This is a genomic window from Arthrobacter sp. V1I9 (assembly GCF_030817075.1).
Lineage (GTDB): Bacteria > Actinomycetota > Actinomycetes > Actinomycetales > Micrococcaceae > Arthrobacter.
In genome coordinates this window covers 390,559-415,547 of sequence record NZ_JAUSYU010000001.1, presented here as the reverse complement: position 1 = coordinate 415,547, position 24,989 = coordinate 390,559, and the positions used below count along the sequence as shown (strand labels likewise).

General features: G+C 63.6%; 14 protein-coding genes, 4 pseudogenes and 1 riboswitch. Of the genes and pseudogenes, 8 read left to right on the top strand and 10 right to left on the bottom strand.

Annotation, left to right across the window (positions count from 1 at the left end; translation table 11 throughout):
- Nucleotides 1-152: 152 nt before the first annotated feature.
- Nucleotides 153-250: riboswitch (glycine riboswitch) on the bottom strand.
- 199 nt (nucleotides 251-449) lie between these two features.
- On the bottom strand, nucleotides 450-1,013 hold the full coding sequence (locus QFZ70_RS01925; RefSeq protein WP_307093839.1) for a DoxX family protein: 564 nt from the start codon (nucleotides 1,011-1,013) through the stop codon (nucleotides 450-452).
- Between the two features lie 376 nt (nucleotides 1,014-1,389).
- On the opposite strand from QFZ70_RS01925, the gene QFZ70_RS01920 reads away from it, so the two are divergent.
- Nucleotides 1,390-1,728 (top strand): hypothetical protein, encoded by a 339-nt coding sequence (locus tag QFZ70_RS01920; RefSeq protein WP_307093838.1) that lies wholly within the window; start codon nucleotides 1,390-1,392, stop codon nucleotides 1,726-1,728.
- 70 nt (nucleotides 1,729-1,798) lie between these two features.
- Nucleotides 1,799-1,903: pseudogene (locus QFZ70_RS01915) on the top strand (VOC family protein); the annotation flags it as partial.
- Nucleotides 1,904-2,001: 98 nt separating this feature from the next.
- Here the strand turns inward: QFZ70_RS01915 and QFZ70_RS01910 are convergent.
- The 3 genes and pseudogenes from QFZ70_RS01910 to QFZ70_RS01900 form a co-directional block, all read right to left on the bottom strand.
- Complete coding sequence (locus QFZ70_RS01910; RefSeq protein ID WP_307093837.1) at nucleotides 2,002-2,346, bottom strand: hypothetical protein; 345 nt, start codon at nucleotides 2,344-2,346, stop codon at nucleotides 2,002-2,004.
- A gap of 1,232 nt (nucleotides 2,347-3,578) precedes the next feature.
- Nucleotides 3,579-4,335 (bottom strand): annotated as a pseudogene (locus QFZ70_RS01905) (GPP34 family phosphoprotein).
- 89 nt (nucleotides 4,336-4,424) lie between these two features.
- Nucleotides 4,425-6,068 (bottom strand): serine hydrolase, encoded by a 1,644-nt coding sequence (locus tag QFZ70_RS01900; RefSeq protein WP_307093836.1) that lies wholly within the window; start codon nucleotides 6,066-6,068, stop codon nucleotides 4,425-4,427.
- A gap of 162 nt (nucleotides 6,069-6,230) precedes the next feature.
- Here QFZ70_RS01900 and QFZ70_RS01895 point away from each other — a divergent pair, with 162 nt between their 5' ends.
- A complete protein-coding gene (locus tag QFZ70_RS01895; RefSeq protein WP_307093835.1) occupies nucleotides 6,231-6,554 on the top strand; it encodes a hypothetical protein in 324 nt (107 codons plus the stop codon).
- Nucleotides 6,555-6,860: pseudogene (locus QFZ70_RS01890) on the top strand (GNAT family N-acetyltransferase); the annotation flags it as partial.
- Nucleotides 6,861-6,944: 84 nt separating this feature from the next.
- Here the strand turns inward: QFZ70_RS01890 and QFZ70_RS01885 are convergent.
- Nucleotides 6,945-7,417: pseudogene (locus QFZ70_RS01885) on the bottom strand (SRPBCC family protein).
- Nucleotides 7,418-7,632: 215 nt separating this feature from the next.
- Between QFZ70_RS01885 and QFZ70_RS01880 the strand changes: the two are divergent.
- The 3 genes from QFZ70_RS01880 (at nucleotide 7,633) to fdhA (ending at nucleotide 12,531) form a co-directional block, all read left to right on the top strand.
- Entirely contained in the window at nucleotides 7,633-8,187 is a 555-nt protein-coding gene (locus tag QFZ70_RS01880; protein ID WP_307093834.1) for a hypothetical protein, read from the top strand.
- Nucleotides 8,184-11,027 carry an ATP-binding cassette domain-containing protein gene (locus tag QFZ70_RS01875; protein ID WP_307093833.1) on the top strand — a complete coding sequence of 948 codons (2,844 nt, stop codon included), beginning with the start codon at nucleotides 8,184-8,186 and terminating at the stop codon, nucleotides 11,025-11,027. Before QFZ70_RS01880 ends, QFZ70_RS01875 begins: the two co-directional genes overlap by 4 nt.
- A 286-nt stretch (nucleotides 11,028-11,313) precedes the next feature.
- Nucleotides 11,314-12,531, top strand: coding sequence for a formaldehyde dehydrogenase, glutathione-independent (gene fdhA / locus QFZ70_RS01870; RefSeq protein WP_307093832.1), 1,218 nt, complete (start codon nucleotides 11,314-11,316; stop codon nucleotides 12,529-12,531).
- A gap of 579 nt (nucleotides 12,532-13,110) precedes the next feature.
- Here the strand turns inward: fdhA and metH are convergent.
- Nucleotides 13,111-16,773, bottom strand: a complete 3,663-nt coding sequence (gene metH, locus QFZ70_RS01865) for a methionine synthase (protein WP_307093831.1) — start codon at nucleotides 16,771-16,773, stop codon at nucleotides 13,111-13,113.
- 314 nt (nucleotides 16,774-17,087) lie between these two features.
- Between metH and QFZ70_RS01860 the strand changes: the two genes are divergently transcribed.
- Entirely contained in the window at nucleotides 17,088-18,179 is a 1,092-nt protein-coding gene (locus QFZ70_RS01860) for a type I restriction endonuclease (protein ID WP_307093830.1), read from the top strand.
- A gap of 430 nt (nucleotides 18,180-18,609) precedes the next feature.
- On the opposite strand, the gene QFZ70_RS01855 is transcribed toward QFZ70_RS01860, so the two are convergent.
- The 4 genes from QFZ70_RS01855 to QFZ70_RS01840 all read right to left on the bottom strand — a co-directional run bounded on the left by QFZ70_RS01855 (nucleotide 18,610) and on the right by QFZ70_RS01840 (nucleotide 24,904).
- Entirely contained in the window at nucleotides 18,610-19,404 is a 795-nt protein-coding gene (locus QFZ70_RS01855; protein ID WP_307093829.1) for a hypothetical protein, read from the bottom strand.
- A gap of 230 nt (nucleotides 19,405-19,634) precedes the next feature.
- A complete protein-coding gene (locus QFZ70_RS01850) occupies nucleotides 19,635-20,942 on the bottom strand; it encodes a hypothetical protein (protein ID WP_307093828.1) in 1,308 nt (435 codons plus the stop codon).
- A 213-nt stretch (nucleotides 20,943-21,155) separates the two neighbouring features.
- On the bottom strand, nucleotides 21,156-23,174 hold the full coding sequence (locus QFZ70_RS01845; protein ID WP_307093827.1) for an ABC transporter ATP-binding protein: 2,019 nt from the start codon (nucleotides 23,172-23,174) through the stop codon (nucleotides 21,156-21,158).
- Nucleotides 23,171-24,904 (bottom strand): ABC transporter ATP-binding protein, encoded by a 1,734-nt coding sequence (locus QFZ70_RS01840; RefSeq protein ID WP_307093826.1) that lies wholly within the window; start codon nucleotides 24,902-24,904, stop codon nucleotides 23,171-23,173. Before QFZ70_RS01840 ends, QFZ70_RS01845 begins: the two co-directional genes overlap by 4 nt.
- Nucleotides 24,905-24,989 lie beyond the last annotated feature (85 nt).

Sequence of the window (24,989 nt, the reverse complement as noted above, 5' to 3'; positions counted from 1 at the left end):
TCCATAATTCAGGTGGCGCCTAAGCACCACGTTGATTCGGGTTCCTCCCCGCTCTGTATTGGACCTGAGAGTTTTGCGTTGCACTGCTCTTTAGCAGGGCGCCACTTGCACCGTCGGTGAGCCCGGTTGCCCGGACTGCTTTCCAGAGTTGCCTTGCCGCGGCGGTACGTGGGCCTGAGAGATTCCTGGGGAGGATTTGCTCCTACGGCGCCTGCAGAACGTACCGGCAGGACTCTCCCGCCGCAGATCATTAGCATGTGCCACTGGTGGGTGACACGACTCACACCTTACCGTCTTCAGTGCCGAGTGGCAAAATTACCGTCCGATGGGTCGGAAATCTGCCCCGCACCCGGACGCGTCGTTCCCAGGCGGCGGCGTACGACGGCGGGACGTCCCGCCGTCGTGATCTCACCAACGCGTCACAAGGCCCCGCCGGGGACGGAGCGCGTTCAGCTTTCTTCCGTCGCGGCGACCGGAGCCGGTGCAGGAGCGTCGCTGGCCAGCGCTTTCCGCCGGCGGTAGATCTGGGCGCCGGTGGCTGCGGGGATCACTGCCAACGCGGTAACCCGCATCCAGGGCCGGTCCAGGACATGGCCGGTGAGCGCATCCAGGGAGAAGGGCCCGGAACCCCCGATGGTGAACGCTGCCGCGGCCAGGCCCAGTACGGCGGGGTACTCCAGGCCGCCCTCGGTGGCGAAAAAGCCGTTGGGTGCGTGGACGCTCGCCGCGACACCCATCGTGGTTGCAGCGGCGGCGCCGGCGGCAGGGGTGGCGAGGCCCAGGGCCAAGGCAAGGCCGGCTCCTGCTTCACCTACACCGGCGAGGATGGCACTGGGTTTCGCCGGCCGAAAACCCATGGCGTGCATGCCCTTGCTGGTGCCTTCGAGGCCTCCCCCGCCGAACCACCCGAAGAGTTTCTGGGACCCGTGGGCAATGAGCACACCTCCGAGGGCAACCCGGAACAGGCTCTGCGCCGCGGCTGCGGCCTCAGGACTGGTAGTTACAGGGCTCATGGGACTCCTCCTTGTGGTGGCTGTGCCGTTGCGGCTGCACTTGCCATTTTGACTCAAAAAGCCTTCCCTGCACCCCCCCACCCGGGCATTCGTTCAGCGCAAGGGTGGTTCCACGCTCCAGGGACGCACCGCTACCCAGCCCGCGTTTCTGCTTCATGGAACTACTGCCATTCGAGGCCGCCATGCCTATCGCGGGACAGGCGTTGCACCGCCCGTGCCCATGGGGGTCGGTATCGCGGTGTCTACAGAGAAGAGCCGCATGTAGTTCTCACACATACTGACGCCTACATTGGCAGGGACTTGGCGCGCCAAAACAGCTGCACAGAGGCACGGCGTACGGGATAATTAAACCCCTTGAGAGGCGGGATGAGCCACGATGACCAGCCACACCATTGCCGTCCACATCACGGTGGATGACCAGTCCCACCCCGCTGCAGTCTCCGAATTGCTCGCAGAGTTGTCGTCCCGCTTCAAGGAAGTGACACGCGCGGAGTTCATGCTGGGCGGGCAGCGCTGGGGCGGCGCGGAAACGCTCAATGTCCGCCGGGTGAAGACCGCCGCCGACGTCGTGGCCGTGTCCGCGCGTGACAGGAGGCATCTGGCAGCCCAACTGGAAGCCGCACTCGCGCACCGCGAAGGCGGCTACGGGGACGCTGAAGTCACTGCGCTGAGGGAGTTTGCGAGCAGCCTCGCGCGCACGCTCCGGATCGGCTGATCGGACCTGCTGTGAAAGTGGCACAGGCCAGCTACTGGGTTTTGCTGCGGGGCTGTCCCGTCGGGATTACGCCCAACGTGTCGACTGGGACCTGTACCCTGAGGACCCTGACTTCGTAGTCCTCGCCGATCCCGACGGCAACCGCTTCTGCGTTATCGATATAAGCCCGCGGTAACGCTGCGTACCTGCGGGACAGCACCGGCCGACGGCGGGACTTCCCGTCGCCGACCGGTGCCTCTTAGGGCCCTCCATCGCGCCCTCTGCAGCACTGCGTCAGGCGGCCGGCGGCATATCGAACAGCTGCTCGGCCAGTCTGATGAGGTGCTGGGGAGCGTCGGCCCCGTCGCCCGGGCCTCCGTGGCCCAGGAACATGGCCGTCCCGTGGATGGTTTCGTCCAGGTCGACCCCCGCTTCGCGCATGAGGACCTCCGCCCGTACGTTCTCCGTGTATCTGATTCCCCCGCTGTCCAGATACACGTGCCAGTCCCCGCCGGCCACAACTCCAACTTCCCTACCGGCCAGCCGTTGCAGTGCTGGCAAGTCCAACTGGACCAGTCCGATGTGGACCGGATGGACGAGGCGGGCAGGGACAATCAAGGCATTGAAGGAAGTGTTCATGGCGGTGGTCCTCGTAACTGAGCAAGCGGCCTGGCCCGGCGACGGGGGCAGCGGCCCTCGGATTCTGTTGGGACGGCGCGGGCAGCCGGCCGGGCTAGGAGTCCCAAATTCGGCTGCCCGCTGGTTTGTTTAGCGCTGGTTCTTGCGCGGCTTTACGAAGTTAATTTCGCTGTTTTCGTTTTTAGCTCTTTTGTCGGCTCTTTTTTCCAGAATTGACTTGCCGGCCTTTTTAGCCGCGCTGCTTTTCGGAGACTTTCCTGACATCGGAATCACGCCTTTCCATGCTTTGCGTTACCCGATACCATACCTACTTTTATGTTTTTATCCAGTCCTTCAAAACTACCGTCAGGCCATACCCTGGGCGCCGTCGATGTGTAGGTGGAGCGTGACCAGTACGGTAAGGTCGCTTTCGCAATAATGACTAGCTGCAGGACTTCTTTAATTTTTGTCAACGGCTTCAACCAAAGTTGGAAACGCCGGCAAATTGCATCGCAGTTTTCTTACGCGGTGACGCCACCCAACTCCGCAGGGGGCTCAGTTCGGCGTTATCCGTGACGCACTTGCCCTTATCGACACCGTTCTCAGTAAGCATGTGAAGGTGCTTGAACAGGCCGGTTTCGCTGGCCTTAGCAAGGCCACCGTCAACACCGCACCCACACCTGGGTTCACCTGACAAAAGCCGGCTCACAAGCCTTTAAAGCCCACGTCCAAGAGTTGCGCGAACTAGCCGCCAGCGCGGACGACTTACCGGTCTAACCACCCGCTAGGTACTCAAGCGCTCCAAACGGCATGGTCAGGGTGGCACTCTTCGCTGCTGGGGCCGGCAAGTATCCCCCGTATCTTCCCGTAGTCGAACACACCTCTGCCCCAATCCACTTCCAGGGCGTGTAACGCCTGGCGGTTCCGGCGCTCGGCTTCACACTCAGGCATAGCCGTTGCTGTTGTGCCTTGCTCCAGAAGGAACAGGCCTGGCCGCTCACCAGGTGTGACAGCAGTGATGATCTGGTCGCTCATGGTCATCCCCCAATACTGCGCAGATACGGTCCGGTGCAGTGCTGATCACCGGGTGCCAAACTATCCCAGCAGCAGGTCGGTTTGGTCAAGACCCCGGCCAGTATTCGGGTATTACGCATCAGCCGGAACGAGTGGGCACAAAACCGGACCGGTGCCAGTGCTGGGTGATCGGCCAACACCCAGGCAGACAACGACAGCGCCCAGCGGCTTCGGCAGGGTTACAGGTTTGCGGCCTCTTCCTCCGCCAGCCTGATCAGGCGAAGCTCGTCCTCCACCGCGCGGGACGGCCAATAGTCCTTCGACAGCTCGCTGGCCCGGATCCTGTCTGCATCGGGGAAGAGCTTGCCGAGTAGCCCGGCAGCCTGAAGCAGGGCGATCAGCACTATGGTCCGAGGGTCGGGCGCCTTGACAACGGCCTTGGCAGAGGGCTCCGCGGACCCGGCCGTCCCGGACGCCCCACCGACAACGCCCGTCCCGTCAGCGGTTTCACTGGTATCCGGCGCCTCCAGGTTGGATGCAGGACCGCTGAGCGCGGCCTCGATCCTTTTCAGCAGCGCCGCCTCCGGAGCATGGTCCTTCTCCGGGAACCGCACGGCACGGAACCGGCCCAGGTGCTTTTCACCCACGTGTTCCACGATGCCCAGTGACACCAGCCCCTCGTAGACACGCAGCACTTCGGCGCGGCTCTCCCAGCACGCCCACCCACCACTTGGGAGTGTGCGGCCGGGACTTCGCCCGGATGAGTTCCAGTTCGTGCTCGAACTCGGTGGCCGGGGTGGCACCGGTTGCTTTGACGCGCTTCCCCTGCAGCTCCACAGCACCGAGCAGGTCCAGCTCGGCCAGAATTGCCCCTGCCACAGTGGTTCGAAGCGCGAACAGCGGCACTTCAGGTTTGCCGCTTGTGTCGTTTGTGGCCAAAAGCAGGAAGGCCTGGGGAAGGTTCAGCTCCACCGTTTGAGGCGTTTCAGCATCCATAGCATCATGGTGGCGCAGTTCGCCAGCCACCACAATGATGAGTTGAACGGACGACGGCGGGCCGTCCCGCCGTCGTCCGAATCCCGCCCTTACGAGGCCCGCGTGAAAGTCCCCAGCCCGGTCCTGTCGTAGAAATCCAGGGTGACGCTTGGCGCGGAGCCGCCGCCTACTCCGGCAAACAGTGCACCGGCCAGGCCATTGGCGTTCTCGCCGATGGATTCGAAACTGAACGTGTCGCCGTTAAAGTGCGTGAGCTGGAACGTGGTGGGGCTGCCGGTCGGTCCCAGTCTCATGGTCAGCTTCCCGCCTTCCTCGAGGACCACCAGCGGACCATAGTAGGAGTTCTCGTAAATGCCTGTGTAAGTACTGATCGCTTTTGCGGGAACCGGGTTGGGTGGAATCTTGGTGTAGTCCACCTTGGGCTTCTCGGACTCATCTATTTGTTTGAATACGCCGGCGGTGAATGCCAGCCAATCAACCGTGGGCGACCCATGCTGGGCTGTATCCAGGAAGCCTGCGGCGATTGCTTCGGGAATTCCCTGTGGGCGTCCGTTGGTCAGGACCACAATGCCCAATTGCTCACCGGGAAGCATCGAGACGGCGGTGGCGGCGCCAAGATTGAAGGCTCCCGAGTGTCCCAGCTGGACCCGGCCCTGGTCGTCGTAGGAGACGTTCCAACCGAGCCCATAGAAGCGGGAGCGGGCAGCCGGAGCCGACGCCGGCCCGGAGACCGCATGGGGAACGCGGGTTGTTTGAAGGGCCGCCGCATCAATAACGGGCTGACCCTCGTAACTGCCGTTGCCGAGTTGCAGCCGGAGCCATTGGGCCAGGTCCCGCACGGACGAACTCGCGCCCCCGGCCGGAGCCTGGGCATCGGCGTTGCGCTGGTACTTCGCCGCCCACTGTTTGTTCCCGAGCGGCACATGGATGATGGCCTTGTTTGCGGCTTTAGCGTAGTCCGAGTAGCGGTAGCTGCTGGCGGACATTCCCAGTTTCCGGAACAGGACCTCGTCGGCCAGGTCCTCCCAGGTCATTTTCATCGCGTCGGCTGCTGCCTGGCCGGCTTCCGTGAAGCCGAAATTGCTGTAGTTGTAGCTGGACCGGAACGTATCAAGGGGCTCCTGGTTAAGATGGCCGAGGATGTACCCACGATCGAATCCGAGGTCCTCCAGCAGGTCACCCGAACCCGTTTCCAGCCCGCTGCGGTGCGCCAGCAGATCCGCAAAGGTCGCGTTCCGCGTGACGTAGTCATCCTTGAGTGCGAAGTTCTTGTTATATCTAACGACGGCGTCGGTCCATTTGAAGACTTCCCGGCCCACCAACGCCGCCACCACTGTGGATGCCAGGGGCTTGGACACAGAAGCCAACTGGAACACCGTGTCAGCACCGACCTTCTCGGGCTTTCCGACTTCCCGCACCCCGAAGCCTTTGGAGTACAGCACCTCGTCCCGGTACACCACGGCGACAGCCACGCCCGGCAGCCCGGTGTGCTCCATGGCACCCTGGATCTGTCCGTCGAGCTGGCCCAAGGCATTATCGACCTTCGACCGGTCCAGCAGAGGTTCGACCTGTCCCGGCGGGGCAGGGAGAAGTGGTGCCGACCTCGCTGACGCCTGCTGGGCAGATTCGACGGTGCAAGCGGACAGCAGGGGCATGGAGGCGACTCCGGCCGCACCAATCCCGGCCGCTTTGAGCACCGTACGTCGGTTCGGCGTAACGGAACCATTATTCATTTCGAATCCTTGATCCTTGGGCGTTGAGTGCTTTCAGCAGGCCCCAGCCTTCCCGACAGCCTTAATGGTGAACCCCGCAGTGCAAGCAGGCAATGGATGCTGCGGAACTTGGGCGGGCTTAAGCTGTTACCAGCACGTCCTTCCAGCACCCGGGAAGTCATCATGGACACTGAAACCGCCGATGTGACCGGTCATGATGTCACCACCATCGTCTGCGTGTGCGGCAACACCGTCAGCCAGGACGGACTGATTCAGGCCAACTTCCAGGGCGTACCCGTTCACTCGGGAGGAGACACCCCAGTCCCCGCAGGGCTTGCGGCCTGGCCCGCGGATGAGGACCTCTACACCCTGTGCCCCAAATGCGGCCGGGTGTACCGCGACGCCGTCATTGAAGAAACAGGAACCGCGCCGGTCGCTTTCCAGGTTGACGTCGGCACTGGCCCCGTTGCAGAGGCAATTCAGGTCCACTGGCGGCTCAGCACCTAGACTCTGCTGGGCTGCGGCGCACTGAAGCTTCTGGAATCCCCGCCCGGTGCAGCCATGCACGGCGAGATAAAGGCCATGCGCACCAATGCCACGGCAAGGGGACGTGGCGTGGCCACCCGCATGCTCGGGCATATCCTCGACGACGCCAAGATCCGAAACTTCGACCGCGTCTATCGTGAGACCGGCACCGAGGACTACTTTGCTCCCGCGCGGCGCCTGTACGCCCGCAACGGCTTCACTGTATGCCCGCCGTTTGCCGACTATGTCCTGGACCCCAACAGCGTGTTCATGGAACTTCGCCTGTAGGCGGAAGACTTCCTGAAGCGGACGACGGCGGGTGCCCACCCGCCGTCGTCCGCTTCACTCTGTCTGGAGCCGGCAACGCCCACCCTAGAACTGCCCGGTGGGACCGCTGTCCTTGACGTCGCCGCGCCAGCCGCCGGTTTCGGTACCGCGCGATTCAATGAACTCCTTGAACTTGCGCATGTCGGCCTTTACCTGCATCTCGTCGATCTTCAGTGCCGCGCCTGCTTTTCAGTCAGGGTTTCCGGCGCCCACTCGAAATGGACCTTGACCTTCGTGTGGTTGGCATCCAGCGGCGTGAACCGGATGATCCCGGCATGGGACTTGCCGTCGGTGCTCCGCCAGGCGATCCGGTCGTCCGGTTCCTGGTCAACGATCTCGGTATCGAACTCCCGCTGAACACCACCCACCTTGGTAACCCAGTGGTTGGTGGTATCGGTCAGCTGGGTTACGGATTCCACCCCGGACATAAACTGTGGAAAGGATTCGAACTGGGTCCACTGGTTGTACGCGGTCCGCACCGGAACTGCGACATCAACGGTCTCTTCAACGTGTTCCATCTGCTTCCTCCTGTCATCGGACGGCCGCAACGACAGACCGGCAGCACTTGCCATCCTGCCAATCAGGCAGCCGCCACCTCTGCACGATAAGTCCGGCGGCTACAGGTGTCCAGTGCCTCGGAAATCCCCGGGAAGGGCCTACGACGGCGGGAGACCTGACGTCACACAACGCGACGGCAACCCCATCCAGACAGGCAACGCCCTACCCTTAACAGGTGACTTTGACTAAGATCCGCACCGCCGCCGCGAGCTCGCTCGCCGCCGCCGGTCTCCTGTTTACCCTCGCCGCGTGTTCCGCGCCGGCAACCCCCCAGCCAACCACTTCTGCACCCGCCTCCACGGCAGCAGCCTCAACCAGCGCCTCCGAGCCCTGCGCCGGCGTGAAGGTCATCGTCGATTCCGGCGCCTTGAAGCAGTCAGCCGCCGATAAGTCCGTCTGCGTTGCCGTGGACACAGCGACTCCCGCGTCGGAGGTACTCGCCGAAGCAGAGGTGAAAACCGAGGGCACTCCGAAGTATCCCAAGGACGTAGTGTGCCGTGTGAACGGTGTTCCCGCCGCGGACTTCGACATCACTCACAAGGCCGGCACGTACCGGGAAGAGTGCAAGGACATGCCCGCCGCCTTCGCCTACTGGTCCCTCTGGGTTAAGCCCGCCGCTGGCGACTGGGCCTACGCCCAGGAAGGCCTTGGCACCCTGAAGGTTAACCCCGGAGAAAGCCTGGAGCTGCTCTTCGCGGTCGACGGCGAACCGGCCGCACCCACCGCATGACCTTTCGACCCGCGCCGTTACGCGCAGCGGCGGCACTCGCCGTCGTGTTCATCGCGGCGCGGGTCATCTACCGTATTTTTTTCAACGGGACGGGTGCCGGCGAAGCGCTCCTGCTGGACCTTCCGGCGCTGCGGCTGCCTGCCCCGTTCGCGCATGTGGTCTTCCTCGGGCCAGTCACGGCAGAAGGGCTGTGGGCGGCGGTTCTGTCCGCCGTGCCAATTGCCGGCATGATCCTCGGTTTCGGGCTCCTTAACGCCTGGGTGGATGTGTCCCGCGGCTTCGTGGTCCTCGCCCGGCGCGGTCCCCTGCAGGGCATCGCCCGCATGCTTGTGGTGGCGTGGGCAGCGCTCCCTGCTCTTGCCGACGCCGTGACCTCCGTGCGCCTGGCTTTCCGGTTAAGGGGTGAACGCTTCGGCCCACGCGCCCTGGTGCCCGTACTTGAGCGAACCCTTGAGCACGCGGGCAGGGTGGCCGCGGCCCTGGAACTGCGCGGCTTCGGAAGCAGGGCAACGCACCAGCCCAGCCGAAGTGACGAATCACCGGTCCTCATCCGGGACGCCCTCTTCCGCATCGGCAACGCACAGGTGCGGGTCGATACCTTCGCGCCGGCAAGTGGTTCAATCACGGTGATCACCGGGCCAACAGGCTCCGGCAAGTCGACCATCCTGCGCGGCATGGCCGGTCTCCTCTCGCACGTCGACGGTGGAAAAATTTCCGGCACCCTGCTCGTCGGCGGAAAGGACCGGACCACCACTCCGCCACGCGATACCGCCGGACTCATCGGCGTCGTCCTGCAGAACCCCCGCGCCGCCTTCGCCTCCACGCGGGTCCGGGATGAAATCTCCCTCGCCCTGGAACTGCGGGGCCTGGAGTCCGGTGCCGCTAAGGCCCGTGTGTTCGAAGTGGCGGAGCGCGTCGGGGTGTCCGCGCTCCTGGATCGCGATCTCAGCACCCTCTCGGCAGGTGAAGCAACGCTCGTAGCCATCGCCGCCGCCGTCGTGGATTACCCGACTTTACTCCTAGTGGATGAACCGTTGGCCGACCTCGACACAGCGGCACGAGCACGCGTCATCGCCGTGCTGCACGCCCTGGCCCGCGATGAAGATGTCTGCATCATCGTGGCGGAACACCGCGCAGAAGCGCTCGTACCGGTTGCTGATTCGTGGTGGACCCTTGACGAAGGCGCCTTGTTACCCCGTGCCGCGCCCTCCCCTTCGACCGCTGTCCAGATCCCTGAAACGCCGGCAGAACCAACGCACCTCCCGCACGTCCTGACGGCAACCAACCTCGCGGTGCACCGTGGCGGCAAGCCGCTCGTGCGCAACGCATCCTTCGCCCTGCACCGCGGTGAGGTGATGGCCCTAGTGGGGCCGAACGGTGCCGGGAAGTCATCACTCCTCGTGGCGCTCGCCCTCGGCGAAGGAACGGTGGGAGAAGTAACGGTCGACGGCGGCAGGGTCGACGGGGGGCGGATCGCCCTCGTGCCGGATGCCTCGGACGACCTCTTCACCAGGGATACGGTCGCCGGAGAATTGTGCGCGGCCGAGCGACGCTTGGCACGCCGGAAAAACGGCGGTCCCATCGCGCCCGATGCCGCAGCTGCACACCTTGCCCGTCTTCGGGGAGATGCCCAGATGCCGATCGGGCACGAGCACCCCCGGGACCTCTCTGCGGGACAACGGCGGATCCTCGCCATTGCGCTGCAGACCTTGGACCACCCCCAAGTGCTCCTGATCGATGAGCCCACCCGCGGACTCGATGCTGAAGCGCGCGGGGCAGTCTCGGCCGCGCTGCAGGCCGCAGCCGACTCCGGCGCGGCAGTCCTGATCGCCACCCACGACGTTCATTTTGCGCACGGCCTCCGCGCCCGGGTCCTCCCGATGCGTGACGGCGTCGTGCCGTCCATGGCGACGCATGTATCGGAGCAGCCCCTCGTGCTTTCTCGGCAGGCAGGTCCGGTGGCAACACCACGGCTCAACGACAAAGGGACAGGTCCCCAGGGCCCTGCAAAACAGCCCCGCCTTAGGATGCCCCGGGCTGCGGAGCTGGCCATTCTCGCCGCGGCAAACCTGCTCGCCCTCGCCGCCTTCTGCTGGCCGTTGCTGGCCACGGCCCTCCCGCAGGATGCCGCAGCAGCCGTTCCCTACGCGGCGCTGGCGATGGCGCCCCTGGCCGCCGTCCTCGTCGCGGTGTCCCTCGACGGCTCGGTCCGATCGGCACACACTGTGGCGTTGCTCGGCGTCCTGGCTGCCATTGGATCGGCGGTGCGGGCGGCGAGTACCGGCGTCGGAGGTGTTGAAGCGGTCTTTATCCTCCTGATCCTTGCCGGCCGGGCTTACGGTCCCCGGTTTGGCCTACTTCTCGGCGCCGCCACCATCGCCGTCTCAAGCGTCTTGTGGGGTGGGGTGGGGCCATGGACACCATTCCAGCTCTTCGCCTGCGCCTGGGTGGGCGCAGGAGCGGGGCTACTCCCCAGCCGGGTGCGCGGCAAGGCTGAACTGTGGATGCTGTGCGGCTATGGCGCCGCGGCGTCCTACCTGTTCGGCCTGTTGATGAACCTGTGGTTCTGGCCGTTTGCGGTGGGCGGGGGCACCGGAATCTCGTACGTGGCCGGCGCGCCGCTGGGTACCAACCTCAGCAGCTTCGTGATCTACTCGCTGGTGACGTCGACGGCGGGCTGGGACACCCTGCGTGCCATCACCACCATCATCGGAATCGCTGTGGTGGGCCGGGCCATTCTCGCAGCACTCCGGCGCGTGAAGCCGGTCTCCAGCGCGGGCGGGCAGGCCGCGAAGGCACGTTCCGCCCCGGCCAGCGACCGGGTACAACTCAGGGCCTGAGAACCCCGCCGGAGAATAGCGGCCGGACCAACCTCTTGATCATGCATCAAATCTGCATGGTTATCCTCAAAATCTTGCGCTTTTATTGCAGCCCTTGTGACCCTAGTCTCAACGAAGCTGTCCCATGCCCGTGGAGGGTGCTTCGGTGGCTTGAAACCTGGGGAGGTATCCTCATCGAAGCACCGCTTTTCGGGCCATGGGGCAGCGCCTGCAACTTTGCCGGACCAGTGCAGGGCCATCCGAATGGAAGGCCTGGCACTAAATACCCCTACCAAAAGGAGTGTCCATGTCAGGAAACAGAGCCGTCGCCTACAAAGAACCCGGTGTCGTCGAAATCATCAACACCGACTACCCGACCTTCGAACTCAAAGATGGGCCTGGCGTCAATCCCGCCAACGTAGGCCGGAAAGTATCCCACGGCGCGATCCTGCGCACGGTGACCACCAACATCTGCGGCTCGGACCAGCATATGGTGCGCGGCCGGACCACGGCTCCCAAGGACCTCGTCCTCGGGCATGAAATCACCGGCGAAGTGGTGGAGGTCGGTCCGGACGTGGAGTTCATCAAGGTGGGAGACATCGTCTCTGTACCCTTCAACATCTCCTGCGGCCGTTGCCGGAACTGCAAGGAGCGCAAGACCGGCATCTGCCTGAACGTTAACCCGGACCGCCCGGGCAGCGCCTACGGTTATGTGGACATGGGCGGCTGGGTGGGCGGCCAGGCGGAATACGTGCTGGTCCCCTACGCTGACTGGAACCTGCTCAGGTTCCCGGATCGCGATCAGGCCCTCGAAAAGATCATGGACCTGACCATGCTTTCCGATATCTTCCCCACCGGCTTCCACGGCGCCGTCACTGCAGGAGTGGGCGTCGGATCCACCGTCTACATTGCCGGTGCCGGCCCGGTGGGCCTCGCGGCCGCCGTCGGCGCGCAGCTGCTCGGTGCCGCCGTCGTGATTGTCGGTGACATGAACGAAGACCGCCTGGCTCAGGCCCGCTCCTTCGGCTGCGAGACGGTGAACGTCTCCAACGGCGATCCGAAGGACCAGATCGAGCAAATCCTTGGCGTCCCCGAGGTGGATTGCGGCGTCGACGCCGTAGGGTTCGAAGCCCGCGGTCACGGCAAGGACGCCTCCCACGAGGCCCCCGCCACCGTGCTGAACTCGCTCATGGACATCACCGCTGCAGGCGGGGCTCTTGGCATTCCCGGCCTGTATGTCACCGGCGATCCTGGTGGAATTGACGAAGCAGCGAAGCACGGCTCCCTGTCCCTGTCTTTGGGTACCGGATGGGCAAAATCCCTGTCGTTTACCACTGGACAGTGCCCCGTCATGTCGTACAACCGCCAGCTGATGATGGCGATCCTGCACGACAAGGTCCAGATCGCTAAGGCAGTAAACGCCAAGGCGATCCCACTTGAGGATGCACCGCGCGGTTACGCCGAATTTGACGCCGGTTCGGCAACGAAATTCGTGCTGAACCCGAACGGATACGTCAAGGCGTAGAACCGCAACTGGTGGGGCCCGGAGATTGTGAAGCAAACACCACCTGGTGCAAGCCTCACGGTCCCCGGCCCCACCATTCAGCGAATTTTTACCTCGCGGGCCTTCCTGGCTCGGCCACCGGCGCGCAACCACCGCCCGGATTCGTATGTTGACAGCGACCTCGGCGTCCGCTGACACTGGCTGCACCGGCCTTCCGGCATGAGCCCGGAGATTCCTTATCGGCGTTTCTCAGCGGGAGTAGCCCCGTCGGCCAGCCGGGCGCTAGCGAGCGAAAGGCCCCGCAACATGGGGGGACGCCGCGGGGCCTTCCTAGTCGTTTCGCAATTTGGGGGATTCGCGAAACAACCGACAAGCAAAACTACTGGTAAGTAGAAACTTCAGCAACTTGCATTTTCGCACCTCCGGCCTGCATCGGTGCAGATTCAAGCCGCCACTGCGGAGGTTGGACACCACGTATCTGCCGCACATACTGCCACTCTGTGTCCCACAAGCCTTTCGGGCTCGAATCCTGTCTGGTGCATAGGTAGAGCCAGCCGCGCCCGGGAGGCAGACTCCCGCAGGCCACGGACCGGCTACGACTTACACCTTGAAGTACTTCGCCTCCGGGTGGTGGAACACAAACGCGTCCGTGGACTGCTCGGGGTGCAGCATCAGCTCGTCGCTGAGGATCACGCCCATCCGCTCGGGCTTCAGCAGCTCCGTCACCTTGCGCCGGTCCTCCATGTCTGGGCACGCGGGGTACCCGAGCGAGAACCGGGCACCGCGGTAGTCGAGCTTGAAATACCCTGCCGTGTCCTTCGGCTCCTCGGCCGCGAAGCCCAGCTCCTTGCGGATACGTGCGTGCCAGAACTCCGCCAGGGCCTCGGTGAGCTGCATGACCAGGCCGTTGAGCTCGTAGTAGTCGCGGTACTGGTTGGCCGCGAACATCTTTGACGTGAACTCTTCGATCTTGGAGCCGGCGGTGACCAGCTGCACCGGCAGGACGTCGATCTGCCCGGACTCGCGGGACTTCACGAAGTCGGCCAGGCACAGGTGCCGGTCGCGGCGCTGCCGCGGGAAGTCAAAGCGGAGCCGGTCGGTGCCGATCGGACCGCCTGAACCACCATCCGGGGCGAGGAGCCCCGCGGCCCCCAGGACGCCGTCGTCGTCCGTGCCGTGGTGCAGCACCACCACCTGCTCGCCTTCGGAGACCACCGGGAAGTAGCCGTAGGCGACGGACGCGTCCAGCATGCCTTCGGCGAGGATGCGGTCCAGCCAGTAGCGCAGGCGCGGCCGGCCCTCGCGTTCCACCAGTTCCTCGTAGGAGGCGCCGTCCTCGCCGCGGCCGGGCTTGAGCCCCCACTGCCCCATGAACGTGGCCCTCTCATCAAGGAACGCGGAGTAGTCGTGCAGCGAGACGCCGCGCACGATGCGCGTGCCCCAGAACGGCGGGGCGGGCACGGGGTTGTCGGCGGCGACGTCGGACCGGCCGGGCATGGCCTCCGGCTCGGTCACCGTGAACTTCGCGCCGCCCTTGTGGATGCGCTTCTTCAGCGGCGGGAGGCCGACGTCGTCCGGTGACTCGCCGCGCGCGACGCGCACCAGCGGCTCCATAAGGGCGAGGCCCTCGAAGGCGTCCTTGGCGTACCGGACCACACCGTCAAACTGCTCGGCGAGGTCCTGGTCCACGTAAGCGCGGGTCAGTGCGGCGCCGCCCAGGATCACAGGCCACTTCTTGGCCAGGCCGCGGGACTGCAGCTCGGCGAGGTTTTCCTTCATCACCACGGTGGACTTCACCAGCAGCCCGGACATGCCGATCACGTCCGCGTTGTGTTCCTCGGCCGCGGCCATGATCTCGGCGATGCCCTGCTTGATGCCGATGTTGATTACCTTGTAGCCGTTGTTGGTGAGGATGATGTCCACCAGGTTCTTGCCGATGTCGTGCACGTCGCCGCGGACGGTGGCGATCACCATGGTGCCCTTGCCGGAGGAATCGGACTTCTCCATGTGCGGCTCGAGCAGGGCGACGGCGTTCTTCATCACCTCCGCGGACTGGAGCACGAACGGGAGCTGCATTTCACCGGCGCCGAAGCGTTCACCCACCACCTTCATGCCCTCGAGCAGGTGGTCGTTGATGATGCCGAGCGGGGTCAGGCCCTCGCTGCGGGCCAGGTCCAGGTCCGCCTCGAGGCCCTTGCCTTCGCCGTCGATGATGCGCCGTTCCAGGCGTGCGCCGGTGGGCAGCGCCGCGAGTTCGGCGGCTCGCTGGTCCTTGAGGGCCGCGGTGTCGACGCCGGCGAACATGTCCAGCATGATGGCCAGGGGGTCGTAGGTGGTGTTGCCGTCGGCGTCGTATTCGCGGCGGTCCCAAACGAGGTCCAGCGCCACCTTGCGCTGTTCCTCTGGCAGTGAGGCGAGCGGCACGATCTTGGCGGCGTCGATGATGCCGCTGGTCAAGCCCGCCTGCACGGCCTCGTGCAGGAACACCGAGTTGAGTACGACGCGCGCTGCCGGGTTGAGGCCGAAGGACACGTTGGAGACGCCGAGCGTGGTGTTGATGCCGGGGTACTTCACGGTGATCTGCCGGATGGCCTCGATGGTTTCGATGCCGTCCCGGCGGGTTTCTTCCTGGCCGGTGGCGACGGGGAAGGTCAGGCAGTCGACGATGATGTCCTCGACGCGCATCCCCCATTCGCCCACCAGGGCGTCGACGAGGCGTGAGGCGATGGCCACCTTGCCCTCGGTGGTGCGTGCCTGGCCCTCTTCGTTGATGGTCAGGGCGATTACGGCGGTGCCGTGTTCCTTCACGAGCGGCATGATGCGCGCGAAGCGGCTGGCCGGGCCGTCGCCGTCCTCATAGTTGACGGAGTTGACCACCGGGCGGCCGCCGATGTGTTCGAGCCCGGCCCGAAGTACGGCCGGTTCGGTGGAATCCATGACCAAAGGGAGCGTGGAGGCCGACGCGAAACGCGAGACGATCTCCTTCATGTCGGCCACGCCGTCGCGGCCCACGTAGTCGATGCAGACGTCCAGCAGGTGCGCACCGACGCGGATCTGCTCGCGGGCGATGTCCACGCAGTCGTCCCAGCGCTCTTCGAGCATGGCCTGGCGGAACGCCTTGGAGCCGTTGGCATTGGTGCGCTCACCGATGGCCAGGTAGGAGGCGTCCTGGTCGAAGTTGACGTGCTGGTAGAGGGATGCGACGCCGGCTTCGCGCTCGGTGGGGACGCGGGCGGGTGCGGGCTTGCCGCCGTTGGTGGCAACGCCGTCGTCCGCGGTCTTGCGGGTGCGGAAGGGGGCAAGGCGTTCGACGACGGCTGACATGTGCTCCGGCGTCGTACCGCAGCAGCCGCCCACCAGGCCGAGGCCGAATTCGCGGACGAACTGTTCGTGCGCGGTGGCGAGTTCGGTCGGTGAGAGCGGGTAGTGCGCGCCGTTGGCGCCGAGGACGGGCAGCCCGGCGTTGGGCATACAGGCGATGGCGACGGAGGACTGCTTGGAGAGGTGGCGCAGGTGCTCGCTCATCTCGTCCGGGCCGGTGGCGCAGTTCAGGCCGATGGCGTCGACGCCGAGCGGCTCAAGGGCGGTGAGCGCGGCGCCGATTTCGGAACCCATGAGCATGGTTCCGGTGGTCTCGACGGTGACTTCGACGAAGATGGGGAGGCGGACTCCCTTGGAGACGATGGCCTGCTTGCAGCCGTTGACCGCAGCCTTGGTCTGCAGGAGGTCCTGGCTGGTTTCGATGAGGAACGCGTCCGCGCCGCCGTCGATGAGGCCCTCGGCCTGCAGGGCGAAGGTCTGCTTGAGGTAGTCGTAGCTGGTGTGGCCGAGGCTGGGGAGTTTGGTGCCCGGGCCCATGGAGCCGAGGACCCAGCGCATCCGGCCGTCTGTTTCTTCTGCCGCTTCAGCGCGTTCGCGGGCGATCTTGGCGCCCTTGAGTGCGAGTTCGGCGATGCGGTCATCGATGCCGTAGTCCGAGAGGTTGGACCAGTTAGCGCCGAAGGTGTTGGTCTCCACGGCGTCGATGCCGGTGGCGAAGTAGGCGTCGTGGATGTCGGCGATGACGTCCGGGCGCGTGTCGTTGAGGATCTCGTTGCAGCCCTCGAGGTTCTGGAAGTCTGTTTCGAGCTGCAGGTCCCGGCCCTGGAGCATGGTGCCCATGGCGCCGTCCGCAATGACCACACTGTGGTTCACGGCGTCCAGGAGTTCCTGCGCGCGGGCAGGGCGGGGCACGGATTCAATGTCGAGCGCAAAACGGGGCATCTAAACAGGTTACGGGGGACATACCGAAACAATGCTTCGTATGTCAGTGTGCTACGACGGCTGCGGCCTTCTAGGACCTTGAGTCGCTCACTCCCGGGAGACCGACCGAAGGAAGACTTGGCGCTTCGAGGTTTGCGCCACTGTCGGCTGGACGGGGAGGAAACAGACGCGGCGAGGTCAGGCTTCCGACATGAGGTTCTACTAGCAAGTAGTTGACTGTTATTTCGGACAATCACAGGTAACTTGTTGGTTCATTAGCTTGAATTGCTGCTGCACTTCCGTTGTGCAGCAAGCACAGCCTTGTAGGGGGACAAATGGAGTTTGCAGAAAAGCTTTCAGCGTTGGCAGCAAAGGTGCGTCAGCAGCGGGACATCATCCAGACAGAGGAAGCAACGAAGAACGCGTTCGTGATGCCGTTCATTTCGACGATCCTTGGCTACGACGTATTCAATCCTCTGGAGGTCGTGCCTGAGTTCATCGCAGACGTAGGGTTGAAGAAGGGCGAGAAAATTGACTATGCGATCGTCAAGGATGGCGAAGTCCAGATCCTGATCGAGTGCAAGAAATCTACCGAACCCGTGAAGATTGAGCATGCCTCCCAGCTGTTCCGGTACTTTGCGGTAACCAATGCCAGGATCGCGATTCTCACCAACGGTGAGGTCTACCAGTTCTTTACGGACCTCGACGCGCCTAACCGCATGGACGCGAAGCCGTTCCTGGTGCTGGATCTAAACGACATTGACCAGATGCTTATACCCGAACTGCAGAAGCTGTCCAAAGACGTTTTTGATCTAGACTCCATCATCAGCGCGGCCGGCGAACTCAAATACATCGGCGAGCTGAAGCGGACCTTGGCCGCGCAGTTCAAGGAGCCCGAAGACGAATGGGTCAAGTTCTTGACCGGGCGGGTGTATCCCGGCCCGTACACCCAGAAGGTTCGGGAGCAGTTCACTTTGTTGGTTTCCAAGGCCTCGAAGCAGTTCCTGAACGACCAGGTCAACGAGCGCCTTAAGAAGGCGCTCGGCAACCCCGGCTTTCCGCAGAATGAGGAAACCGCCGTTGCGGCAGCTGTTACAAGCGCTCCTGTAGCCGAAGCAGACCTGGCTGAAGCTGATGGTCTTGAGACGACACTGGAGGAAATTGAGGGCTACCAAATTGTGCGCGCCATTGTCTGCAGCGAGGTGAAGCCCGCCCGTGTAGTGCAGCGAGATGCAAAGTCCTACTTCGCAGTTTTGTTGGACGACAACAACCGGAAGCCCATCGCGCGCCTGCACTTCAACCGGACTCAGAAATACATCGGGATCTTCGACGACAACAAGGAAGAGACCCGAGTTCCCATTAGCTCTCTCGAGGAGATCTACGAGCACACGGAAGCACTGCGCGCGAGCGTCAAGAGTTACCTATGACGGTGCCTCCAACAGACCTGGATCTGCTTCTCGTCGCCATTGCCGCAATCCCAACGCCGTGGAAAAAGTGGCCCGGCGGATAGAGACGCTGACCACGGGTAACGGGGAGTTCCTGCTGCCCTTGGCGCCCCAGAGTTCCGTTGAGCGCCGCCTGTGGAACACTCCGGTCCCCCTTGCGGGGGGATGCCCGCCGGGGAGGCCATCATCGGGGACGTCTCCATCGTTTCCCTGCTGTACCGGAACTCCCAGCGGATCGCATGGAACCCCTACATGAATGAGGGCGGATCAAGCGGCGCGCTGGAGCCACGCGATTTGTTCCGCCGGAATGAAGTCGTTTTCAGGGCAGAATTCCGGGTTAGTCTTGAAATCCTTCCACCAAGACCCTTCGGATAGCGGAGCTAACGGCAGCATAACGGCTTACTCGCGAAGGTCAGGAACAGCCCACACCCTGCGGCCTGTTCAAAAGCTTCAGTCCCAGCGTTGCCAAGGAGGAATTCATCCAGGATTCCTCCTTGGCGCACATCTCCCGGCCAAGGACTTTTTCGCTGTCCGTCCAGACAGGCTTCCGGAGTTTATCCAATATCAACGTTTTGCCAGCCTGCTCACCTACAACGTAACCAATCAGCGGTTTGTCCGCGTTCTCCAACGTTATTTTCTCTAGCGGCTGCCAAGGCGTAATCAACGTCAGCATCAAGGTCGTGCCAAGAATCGTCGTGAGCACCCATGTCCCTTCCCCCTTGTAAGGGCTCGCCTTTTTGGAAGCCACTGCCTTGTCTTCCTGTTTCCTTCGCTTGCGCAGTGCAGCGATCCAAAGAAGAACACCCCCCAATAAATAACCGGCGATCAGAGCAGCGGAAAGAGTCGACAGGAGGATTGGCGCCAAGGGAACCCACACGATCCCAGTACGCAACTGGTCCTTGAATGGCGCGCCGGTTTGATTGCCAGCCAGCATCCACTGCCGGAGCGGAGCGATGAGAAGCATGAAGGGGGCAATTGTCACGATCGCATTTAGTAGCGTGGAAACCAGGACCTGCGTGCGATTGGCAACAGAAAGAACCGTGAGGGCCACATCTGGATTGAGCGCAGCAAAGTAATACACCCTGATGACGGACAGCAGCACAAGGGATGCAGAAGCAATGAGGGCAAGATGCTCTTTAACAAAGCCGGGTGCGTTGCCCCGGTCCTTCAGCCGCTGACGCCGCACGGCTACTCGTCGCTCGTTCATCCGAAGATCATGACATGAACCGCCGACGGGTCTTGTGCCTGCTCCCCCGGCGCGCCCCATGCCCTCAGAAAGGGCTTCTTGTGGGTAAAAGAGAACCCCACGTGAACTCAAGGGCTCACGTGGGGTCCATATCGGTTCTAAATCCCGTCATTAGGAGTCGGATCGATCATCAGCTTCCGGGGTTGCACATGCATGGCTCCTCATATCGACTTGCAACTGGTGAAAAAATATCACGACGTTGGTTGGCCGCCAAGCTCCGCTGTCTCCGAAAGATCTTTTTCGTATTGTCTGATCTCCGCCAGGAGGGGCCACTGAGCCCAGTGCCTTTGGGGTAACGCTTCCGAGGCAACAAGCTCACGGACCAGCTTCAGTCCTGCTTCCAGATCATCCAGCAGAGCAAGTTTTGCCAGCTGGAATATGGGGGCAAGGGTACTCGTCTTCCAATCCTCAATTTCCTTCCGACACTCCTCTAGCTTGCCGAGCCGCTTCTGGGCTAGCCAGCCGTTAATCTTGATAACAAGCCCGGAATAGTCGCTCTCGTAGGTCGCCAGATTCTGCGACTTCGATAGCTGATGGACGACCCAATACCGTTCCTGTTGGAGCAGCTGATAGCCAACGTCGCCGTACGTACTTTCGATATGATCGCACCCCTTGCCGTTCTTCAGCAGCAACCGGCCAACGTTTGCTGCGACACTAAGACCGACTGCCAGCAGCTTATCCGCTGCTTCCGTCAGGTACTTTTCGTCCACCAGCAGCTTCTGCCCCAGTTTTATGGGTACATTTCTTTTCGGAACATTCTCTAGGTAAATAGAAGAGACTCGGCCACCGTTGTGTACGATCACGTTCCGTCGTTGAAATACCTCCAACAGCCCCGCGTCTTTTGTAAGATCAGGCAAAACTATCTTGAACTTCTCGGCGATATACTTTGGCCATTCCTCGGCTGACTCGCGAAGGACCTTTTCCACCGCCTTATCAATAGCGTGCTCCCTTAGGTCCTGCAAAGTGTCAAAGGCGGTTATCTCCTTCCAAGTGAAGGACCGATTGCTGTCTCCAAGCGCACCCGGATGGAGAGTAAGCGCGGCGCGGAGCAAGCCACCTATGAACACCTCATACTCGCCTATCAGGGTAGCCAACAGCGACGAAAATAGAACTGGCGCGCCAGGATCCTTGACCGACTCCTGAACCAAACGGCTAATATAATCCGCCCCATAACCGTCAGGCAGCAGCTTGAACATCTCGTGCGCCGAGCGTTCAATTGCATCGGTGGTGTCCTGCTCTTTGGATTCGGCAGCAGCGCGGAACTTCTCAAATTCGACCCAAATTTTGTCGAAATCTACTTGCTCTGCTCTCGGGTAGCCGATCTTGATCTGTCGCCACGCCCGCGCTTTGATGCTATCGATCTCTGCGCTCTGGCTGGATATGTACGCAGCCAAACGGAGAACTTCATGCTGCGACTCGACGTAGGACTCGATCAGCGTACAAAATTGCGCCGAATCTTTATGGGCTGCGTGGGTGGCCCCAGCACCGCTTTCCCCCAACTTTTCCTGCTTCCTTGCTTCATACTGAGTTCCTCTGATCCTAACCCGCCCACGGGCTGGGCAAGGAAAAAGCGACTACCGTGCATCCCAAGAACGGGTATCAGCTGACGCTTGCGACCACTAGATCGCATATGGCACTCCAAAAGATCCTGCACCCAAGCGCGACGAACGTCTGCAAGAGGCGCTCCCACTACAGAGAAACGAGGGTAGCTTTTAAACCTCCGCCGCAGGAGCCGCGAACTGCGCATCGTACAGCCGGGCGTAAGCCCCGCCAGCGGCCAGCAGTGAAGCGTGCGTCCCCTGCTCCACGATCTGGCCGGCCTCCATCACCAGGATGAGGTCGGCGTCGCGGATGGTGGACAGGCGGTGCGCGATCACAAAGGAAGTCCGATCCGACCGCAACGCACTCATCGCCTTCTGCACCAGCACCTCGGTCCGGGTATCCACCGAAGACGTCGCCTCATCCAGGATCAGCACCGAAGGCCGGGCCAGGAACGCCCGGGCTATCGTCAGCAGCTGCTTCTCCCCCGCGGACACATTTGCACCCTCGTCCTCCAGCACCGTGTCGTACCCGTCCGGCAGCGACCGCACGAACCGGTCCACGTACGTCGCCCGGGCAGCCTCAAGAATTTCGGATTCGGAAGCAGAAGGCCGCCCGTATGCAATGTTGTCCCGGATGGTCCCGCCGAACAGCCACGTATCCTGCAGCACCATCCCCAGCCGCGAGCGCAGCTCGCGCCGGGGCACGGAGGTGACGTCCACGCCGTCGAGCGTTATCCGCCCCGAGTCCAGCTCGTAGAACCGCATCATCAGGTTCACCAGCGTGGTCTTGCCCGCCCCGGTGGGCCCCACAATCGCCACCGTCTGCCCCGGCTCGGCCACCAACGAAAGCCCGGAGATCAGTGGCTTGCCCGGCGAATACGAGAAGGACACGTCCTCGAACACCAGCCGCCCCCGCCTAAACACAGGCCCAGCAGAAGCGGGAGGCTCAACGGAGTCCTCATCTTCGTCCAACAACGAGAACACCCGCTCCGCAGACGCCACCCCGGACTGCAGCACATTCGCCATGGACCCCAGCTGCGCCAGCGGCATGGTGAACTGCCGCGAGTACTGGATGAACGCCTGCACGTCGCCCAGCTGCATGGCACCGGACGCCACCTGCAGCCCGCCCACCACGGCGATCCCCACGTACACCAGGTTCCCGATGAACGTCATGGCCGGCATGATCAGCCCGGAAATGAACTGGGCCCCGAAGCTCGCCTCATACAGCTCGGCGTTCTTCTGCCGGAACCGCTCCCCCACCTCCTGCTGCCGCCCGAACACCTTCACCAGCGCATGCCCGGTGTACGTCTCCTCGATCTGCCCGTTCAGCTCCCCCGTGTGCTTCCACTGCGCCACGAACAGCTTCTGCGAGCGCTTGGCGATCAGCGCCGTGATCCCCAGCGTCAGCGGAATGGTCACCAGCGCGATCAGCGCAAGCGTGGGCGAAAGGATGAACATCATCACCAGCACACCCAGCACCGTCAGCAGCGACGACACCGCCTGGCTGATGGTCTGCTGCAGGCTCTGCGAAATGTTGTCCACATCGTTGGTCACCCGGCTGAGCAGCTCGCCCCGCTGGATCGAGTCGAAATACCGCAGCGGCAGCCTGTGGATCTTCTCCTCCACATCCCCGCGCAGCTTGAACACCGTCCGCTGCACCACCCCGTTCAGCACATACGCCTGCACCCACATGAACGCCGAGGACAGCACGTACAGCACCAGCGCCCACGCCAGCACGCTCCCCAACGCGGCAAAAACGATCCCCCGCCCCGGCACCAGGTCCATCGCGCTGAGCATGTCCGCGCGCTGCCCCTCACCCGAGGCCCGCAGCTGCGCGATCACCTGCTCCTTGCTGGCCCCGGCCGGCAGCTCGCGGGAAACGACGCCGGCGAAGATCAGGTTGGTGCCCTCCCCCAGCAGCCGCGGCCCGGTCACGGACAGCGCCACCCCCGCCACCGCCGTCACGAACACCACCAGCAGCCACGCCCGCTCCGGCCGCAGCGTCCCGAGCAGCCGCCTGGCCGACGGCCAGAAGTTCATCGCCTTCTCCGCCGGGACGTTCATCCCCGCGAACGGTCCGCCCCGCCCCGGGCCGCCCGCCGGGCGGGGAATGCGCACGACGCCGGCGCCTCCCGTTGCGGAGGCGGGCGAGGCCTTGGTGCCGGATGAGGAAGTGGGTTCCGGGCTCATACCGTCTCCTCCGCCGCCAGCTGGGAGGACACGATCTCGCGGTACGTCTCGGACGTCTCCAGAAGCTCGCCGTGCGTTCCGCGCCCCACGATCCTGCCGTCGTCGAGCACCAAAATCTGGTCCGCGTCCACGATGCTGGAGACGCGCTGGGCGATGATCACCAGCGTGGCACCGGCGGTGCTGCGGTGCAGCGCCTGGCGGAGCCGGGCGTCGGTGCCGGTGTCCAGCGAGGAGAACGAGTCGTCGAAGATGTACAGCTCGGGCCGCTTCACCAGGGCCCGGGCGATGGCCAGCCGCTGCCGCTGCCCGCCGGAGACGTTGGTGCCGCCCTGGCTGATGGGCGCGTCCAGCCCGCCCTCCATCTCCTCCACGAAACTCCGCGCCTGGGCGATTTCCAGCGCTTGCCAGCACTGGTCGTCGGTGGCGTCCGGTTTGCCGTACTGCAGGTTGCTGCGGACGGTGCCGGTGAACAGGTAGGGCCGCTGCGGGACCAGGCCGATGTGCCCCCAGAGCAGGTCCGGGTGCAGCTCGCGCACGTCCACGCCATCGATCTTCACTGCACCGGTGGCGGCGTCGAACAGCCGGGGCATCAGGTTCACCAGGGTGGTTTTGCCGGCACCGGTGCTGCCGATGATCGCCGTCGTCTGCCCCGCCCTTGCCGTGAAGTTGATGCCGGAGAGGACGGGCTGGTCGGCACCCGGGTAGGCGAACCCGGCGTCGACCATTTCCAGCTCGCCGCGCCGGACATGGCTGCTCACGGGCTTCGAAGGCGGCCGGACGCTGGACTCCGTGCCAAGCACGGCACCGATCCGGTCCGCCGAGACGGACGCGCGCGGGATCATCACGGCCATGAAGGTGGCCATCATGACGGACATCAGGATCTGCATGAGGTAGCTCAGGAACGCGATGAGGGTGCCAACTTGCATAGACCCGTCCTCGATCCGGAACGACCCGAACCAGATCACCGCCACGCTGGATACGTTCATCACCAGCATCACCACGGGGAAGGCGAGCGCCATCAAACGGCCGGCCCGCAGCGCGGTGTCCGTGACGTCCTCGTTGGCCCGGGCGAAGCGCGCGGTCTCGATGTCCTCGCGGACGAACGCGCGGACCACGCGGATGCCTGTGAGCTGCTCGCGGAGGACCCGGTTCACGGCGTCGATCCGCTTCTGCATCTTCCGGAACAGCGGCACCATACGGATGATGATGAGCCCCACCCCGGTGAGGAGCATAGGCACGGCGACGGCGATCAGCCAGGACAGCTGGACATCCTGCTGGACTGCCATGATCACGCCGCCGATGGCGAGCATGGGTGCGGCCACCATCATGGTGGCGCCCATCAGCACCAGCTGCTGGACCTGCTGGACGTCGTTGGTGGACCGCGTGATCAGGCTGGGCGCGCCGAACTTGGTGACTTCCTGTTCGGAGAACTCCCCCACCCTGGAGAAGATGGCGCCCCTCAGGTCCCTGCCGGTGCCCATGGCCGCCTTCGCGCCGAAGTACACCGCGGTCACGGCGCAGGCGATCTGCAGCAGCGTGATTCCCAGCATCAGCCCGCCGAGGTTGAGGATAACCCCGGTGTCGCCCTTGGCCACGCCCTCATCGATGATGTCCGCGTTGAGCGTGGGCAGGTACAGCGACGCGATGGACTGCGCCAGCTGGAAAATCACGACGGCGGCGAGCAGCTTGCGGTGCGGCCGGAGGTATTCGACAAGCAGTTTCCAGAGCATGGGCGGCTCCTGGTCCTTGGCTCACGGGACGTGATGCGAAGGTCAGTTTACGTCCGGGCGCTGGGCGCGGTGCCTTGCCCGGGGA

Excerpts from the sequence above, each read along its gene's own strand:
- QFZ70_RS01925 (WP_307093839.1), bottom strand. The coding sequence starts at position 1,013 with ATGAGCCCTGTAACTACCAGTCCTGAGGCCGCAGCCGCGGCGCAGAGC.
- QFZ70_RS01920 (WP_307093838.1), top strand. The coding sequence starts at position 1,390 with ATGACCAGCCACACCATTGCCGTCCACATCACGGTGGATGACCAGTCC.
- QFZ70_RS01910 (WP_307093837.1), bottom strand. The coding sequence starts at position 2,346 with ATGAACACTTCCTTCAATGCCTTGATTGTCCCTGCCCGCCTCGTCCAT.
- QFZ70_RS01900 (WP_307093836.1), bottom strand. The coding sequence starts at position 6,068 with ATGAATAATGGTTCCGTTACGCCGAACCGACGTACGGTGCTCAAAGCG.
- QFZ70_RS01895 (WP_307093835.1), top strand. The coding sequence starts at position 6,231 with ATGGACACTGAAACCGCCGATGTGACCGGTCATGATGTCACCACCATC.
- QFZ70_RS01875 (WP_307093833.1), top strand. The coding sequence starts at position 8,184 with ATGACCTTTCGACCCGCGCCGTTACGCGCAGCGGCGGCACTCGCCGTC.
- fdhA (WP_307093832.1), top strand. The coding sequence starts at position 11,314 with ATGTCAGGAAACAGAGCCGTCGCCTACAAAGAACCCGGTGTCGTCGAA.
- metH (WP_307093831.1), bottom strand. The coding sequence starts at position 16,773 with ATGCCCCGTTTTGCGCTCGACATTGAATCCGTGCCCCGCCCTGCCCGC.
- QFZ70_RS01860 (WP_307093830.1), top strand. The coding sequence starts at position 17,088 with ATGGAGTTTGCAGAAAAGCTTTCAGCGTTGGCAGCAAAGGTGCGTCAG.
- QFZ70_RS01855 (WP_307093829.1), bottom strand. The coding sequence starts at position 19,404 with ATGAACGAGCGACGAGTAGCCGTGCGGCGTCAGCGGCTGAAGGACCGG.
- QFZ70_RS01845 (WP_307093827.1), bottom strand. The coding sequence starts at position 23,174 with ATGAGCCCGGAACCCACTTCCTCATCCGGCACCAAGGCCTCGCCCGCC.
- QFZ70_RS01840 (WP_307093826.1), bottom strand. The coding sequence starts at position 24,904 with ATGCTCTGGAAACTGCTTGTCGAATACCTCCGGCCGCACCGCAAGCTG.